The sequence below is a fragment of the Nocardia vinacea NBRC 16497 genome (genome assembly GCF_000308835.1).
GTDB lineage: Bacteria > Actinomycetota > Actinomycetes > Mycobacteriales > Mycobacteriaceae > Nocardia > Nocardia vinacea.
Window position 1 is genome coordinate 1 of record NZ_BAGN01000154.1, and the last position, 4456, is coordinate 4456.

The following is a 4456-nucleotide window of genomic DNA, read 5'->3' on the forward strand; positions in this document are numbered from 1 at the left end:
CGACCGAACCGTTGTACGGAATCGCCACCGCGCGACCGGCCGACACCACGAAATCCGGCAGCGGCGTGTCCTCCGATGCGGGGGCGAGCACGCTCACCTTGTGGCCGCGTTCGATGAATACCCGCGCCAATTCCACGACATGGGCCTGCACACCACCCGGGACATCGAACGAATAGGGGCAGACCATGCCGATTTTCATGGTGTCTTCTCCCCTTTGGCGCTGTCCAACCCGGCCTGCGCCGCGGCGATCCTGGCTCGCCGCTCCGCCGATAGGTCCTGCTCCCATTGTGGCTGCAACATATGCCAATCGGCGGGATGCTCGGCGATATTGGCCGCGAACCGGTCGGCCAGCGCCTGGGTGACCGACGCGACACCGTCCGAAACATCGAGCGGCGCTTCGGTCTTCATGCCCCAACCCTCACGACCATCGGCATCGACGGTGAACCACACGTGCACCGGAATCAGCGCCGCACCTGTCTCGATGGCCAGCTTCGCCGGGCCCGCGGGCAGCCAAGTGCGCTCGCCGTACATGGTCACCGGGACACCTTTACCGGTCAGATCCCGCTCACCCATCAGGCATACGACATTGTTCGCGCGCAGGCGGGCGGCCAACGCGGTGAACGGCGGCTGCTCACCACCGGTCAGCGGGAATACCTCGAAACCCAGGCTCTCCCGGTAGGCGACGAACCGCTCGAACAGCGATTCCGGCTTCAACCGTTCCGCGACGGTCGCGAGGGTGCCACTGTGGCCGACCAACCAGACCCCGGCCGCATCCCAGTTTCCGGAGTGCGGCAGCGCAAGCACCACACCGCGGCCCCGCGCCAGGGCGGCGTCCAGATTCTCGACGCCCGCCACGAGCGAACCGGTCAGTGCCGAGTGATCCATCGTCGGCAGTCGGAAGGCTTCGCGCCAGTAGCGGGCGTAGGAACGCATGCTCGCGCGGATCAGCTCGTCGGGCACCTCGGCCGGAGTCACGCCGAGCACGCGAGCGAGATTGCGCCGCAACTGATTCGACTCGCCACCGGCACGGAAGGCGCGATTCGCCTTGTCCGCGACCCGATTACCGCCCCAATCGAAGGCCCGCCGCGCCGTCGATTCGGGCAGCGCCCGCACAACCCGCCAACCCGCCGCATAGGCCCAATCCGTCAGTCCGGACTTGATCCGCGAACCGACGCCTTCGGACTGGAAACTCACGACTGCGCCTCGCCGGCGCTCGGCTCCGTCGTGTGCTCTGCACGCTGGCACATGGTTCCCTCACTTCGCTCGGTCACGAGGGCAACTCCGTCGCGTCCGCCGGATTCTGCGGCGGCGCGGGCGGAATCACGTCCCGCGCGCCCGGTGAATTCCGGACCGCCAGCACCCGCTGGAACACCGTGATAATGCTCAACACCGCCAGAACCCACATCGCCACGTGCACGGCCCAGGTCAGCCATTCGACTCCCCAATACCCGCCGATTCCGGTCAATCCGGCGCCGACCAACACAATGATCAGCCGATCCGGCCGCTCGATGAGTCCACCGTCCGCGGATAGGCCACTCGCCTCGGCACGCGCCTTCGCGTACGAAATCACCTGGGAGGTAACCAGAACCACCAGGGTTGCGAAGAACAGCGGCCTACTGTTCTCGTGATACACCGCCCACCAGGCCAACCCGGCGAAAATGGCGCCGTCGGCGACGCGGTCGCACGTGGCATCGAGCACCGCACCGTATTTCGTGCCGCCGCCGCGCGCTCGCGCCATGGCGCCGTCGAGCATGTCGAACATGACGAACAGCCAGATCACCATGGTTCCCCAGAACAGATGTCCGGTGGGGAACAAAGTGACCGCGGCCGTGATGGAGGCGACGGTGCCGATCACCGTCACCGCGTCGGGGGTGAGTCCGGTACTGACAAGCGCTCTGCCCAGCGGCGCAGTCGCTTTGGAGAACGTCTCGCGGCCGAAGAAGCTGAGCACCCTACTCGACTTCCTTCCACGCCGCCGAAAGCAGTGCCCGAGTTTCCCGCAGCAACTGCGGCATGACCTTCACACCACCGACGATGGTGATGAAGTTGGCGTCCCCGCCCCAGCGCGGCACGATGTGCTGATGCAGATGGTCGGCAAGTGAACCACCTGCCACCCCACCGAGATTCAGGCCGACATTGAAACCGTGCGGCCGTGAGACCCGCTTCATCACCCGAATCGCCTGCTGGGTGAACGACATCAGTTCGGCGCTCTCCTCGAGTGTCAGATCCTCGAGGTTGGCCACCTTGCGGTATGGCACGACCATCATATGCCCCGGGTTGTACGGATACAGGTTCAGTACCGCGTAGACGTGCTCGCCACGGGCGATGACGAGACCGTCCTCATCCGACATCTTCGGAATATCCGTAAAGGGATGGCCCGTGGTGTCTTTCGGATTGGCAGTGGCGGCCTCGGCGATATAGGACATCCGGTACGGAGTCCACAGCCGCTGCAACCGATCCGGCTCACCGGCACCGGAATCCACGATGCTCCCCTGTTCGTCCGAGTCCGCGTTCAAATCCACGAGCCCGTCCGGCACCGTGCGCTCAGTCATGCTCTGTCCGATCTGGTATGTGCGGGGGCCCTCCGTGGTTACACCCGCTGCCTCCTCCGGGCCCTGACTGCTCATACCGGGCCCTTCACCACAAAGCCCTCGGCGGTCGGCGAGGCGTTCTCCCGGTTCGCGATCCATTCGACGATCGTGGCCACCGCGGCGGCGACCGGCACGCCGTTGACCTGGGTGCCGTCGCGGAAGCGGAAGCTGACCGCGCCCGCGTTCACATCGCGCTCACCGGCGAGCAGCATGAACGGGATCTTCTGCGCGGTGTTGTTGAAGATCTTCTTCTGCATCCGGTCGTCGCTGCGATCGACCTGCGCGCGGATACCCGCGTCCTGCAGCTGCTCGATTACCGAATCCAGATGCGGCGCAAAGGTTTCCGCGACCGGGATGCCGACGACCTGGACCGGCGAGAGCCAGGCCGGGAAGGCGCCGGCGTAATGCTCGGTGAGCACGCCGAAGAAGCGTTCGATGGAACCGAACAGTGCGCGGTGGATCATTACCGGCCGCTGCTTGGTGCCGTCGGAGGCGGTGTATTCCAGGTTGAAGCGCTCGGGCAGGTTGAAGTCGAGCTGGATGGTCGACATCTGCCAGGTGCGACCGAGCGCATCCTTGGCCTGTACGGAGATCTTCGGGCCGTAGAAGGCGGCGCCGCCCGGATCCGGGACCAGCTCCAGTCCGGAGTCGGTGGCCACCTTGCGCAGGGTCTCGGTGGCCTCCTCCCACATCTCCTCGGAGCCGACGAACTTCTTCGGATCCTTGGTGGACAGCTCGAGGTAGAAGTCGTCGAGGCCGTAGTCGGCGAGCAGCCCGAGCACGAATTGCAGCGTGCTGGTCAGCTCGGCGTGCATCTGCTCCTTGGTGCAGTAGATGTGCGCGTCGTCCTGCGTCATGCCGCGCACCCGGGTCAGGCCGTGCACGACACCGGACTTCTCGTAGCGGTAGACCGAGCCGAATTCGAACATCCGCAGCGGCAGCTCCCGATAGGACCGGCCACGCGAGCGGAAGATCAGGTTGTGCATCGGGCAGTTCATCGGCTTGACGTAGTAGTCCTGGCCGGGCTTGCGGACAGTGCCGTCGTCGTTGAGTTCGGCGTCCAGATGCATGGCCGGGAACATGCCGTCCTTGTACCAGTCCAGGTGACCGGAGACCTCGAACAGATGCCCCTTGGTGATGTGCGGTGTATTGACGAACTCATAGCCCGCGGCGACGTGGCGGCGGCGTGAGTACTCCTCGAGTTCCTTGCGGATGATGCCGCCCTTGGGGTGGAACACCGGCAGACCGGAGCCGAGTTCGTCCGGGAAGCTGAACAGATCCAGCTCCAGACCGAGTTTGCGGTGGTCGCGGCGCTCGGCCTCTTCGAGCAGGTGCAGATGCTCGTCGAGGGCCTCCGGCGATTCCCAGGCGGTGCCGTAGATGCGCTGCAGATCCTCGCGGTTCTGGTCACCGCGCCAGTAGGCGGCGGAGCTGCGGGTCAGCTTGAAGGCGGGGATGAATTTGGTGGTCGGGATGTGCGGACCGCGGCACAGATCGCCCCAGACCTTTTCGCCGGTGCGCGGGTCCAGGTTGTCGTAGATGGTCAGCTCTTTACCGCCGACCTCCATGACCTCCGGATCGTCGATACCGGACTTATCGCTGATCAGCTCGAGCTTGAACGGCTCCTTGGCCAGTTCGCTCTGCGCCTCATCGATCGCTACGACCCGGCGCGAAAACCGCTGCGCGCCTTTGACGATCTTCTTCATCCGGGATTCCAGCTTGGCCAGATCCTCCGGGGTGAACGGCCGGTCGACCTGGAAGTCGTAGTAGAAGCCGTCCTTGATGGGCGGGCCGATGCCGAGCTTGGCCTCCGGGAACTCCTGCTGCACGGCCTGGGCCAGCACATGCGCGGCCGAATGCCGGAT

At 65.2% G+C, this 4456-nt stretch carries 5 protein-coding genes; all 5 read right to left on the bottom strand.

Going from position 1 to position 4456, the window contains the following annotated elements; genetic code table 11:
• The coding region (locus ON44_RS20345) for a glycosyltransferase (protein WP_040692441.1) at positions 1-199 on the bottom strand (199 nt) is incomplete at its 3' end.
• Positions 196-1194, bottom strand: a complete 999-nt coding sequence (locus tag ON44_RS20350) for a phosphatidylinositol mannoside acyltransferase (RefSeq protein WP_245567250.1) — start codon at positions 1192-1194, stop codon at positions 196-198. The genes ON44_RS20345 and ON44_RS20350, both read right to left, overlap by 4 nt.
• Before the next feature lie 73 nt (positions 1195-1267).
• The gene (pgsA, locus tag ON44_RS20355) at positions 1268-1951 is read right to left on the bottom strand and encodes a phosphatidylinositol phosphate synthase (RefSeq protein ID WP_040692442.1); all 684 of its coding nucleotides are present in this window, start codon (positions 1949-1951) and stop codon (positions 1268-1270) included.
• A 1-nt stretch (position 1952) separates the two neighbouring features.
• Entirely contained in the window at positions 1953-2552 is a 600-nt protein-coding gene (locus tag ON44_RS20360) for an ATP adenylyltransferase (protein ID WP_051182237.1), read from the bottom strand.
• Positions 2553-2623: 71 nt separating this feature from the next.
• Positions 2624-4456: threonine--tRNA ligase (gene thrS / locus ON44_RS20365; protein ID WP_040692446.1), on the bottom strand; the 1833-nt coding region annotated here is incomplete at its 5' end.

Bases quoted from the DNA above. Each gene is read 5' to 3' on its own strand.
- ON44_RS20360 (WP_051182237.1), bottom strand. From the start codon at position 2,552: ATGACTGAGCGCACGGTGCCGGACGGGCTCGTGGATTTGAACGCGGAC.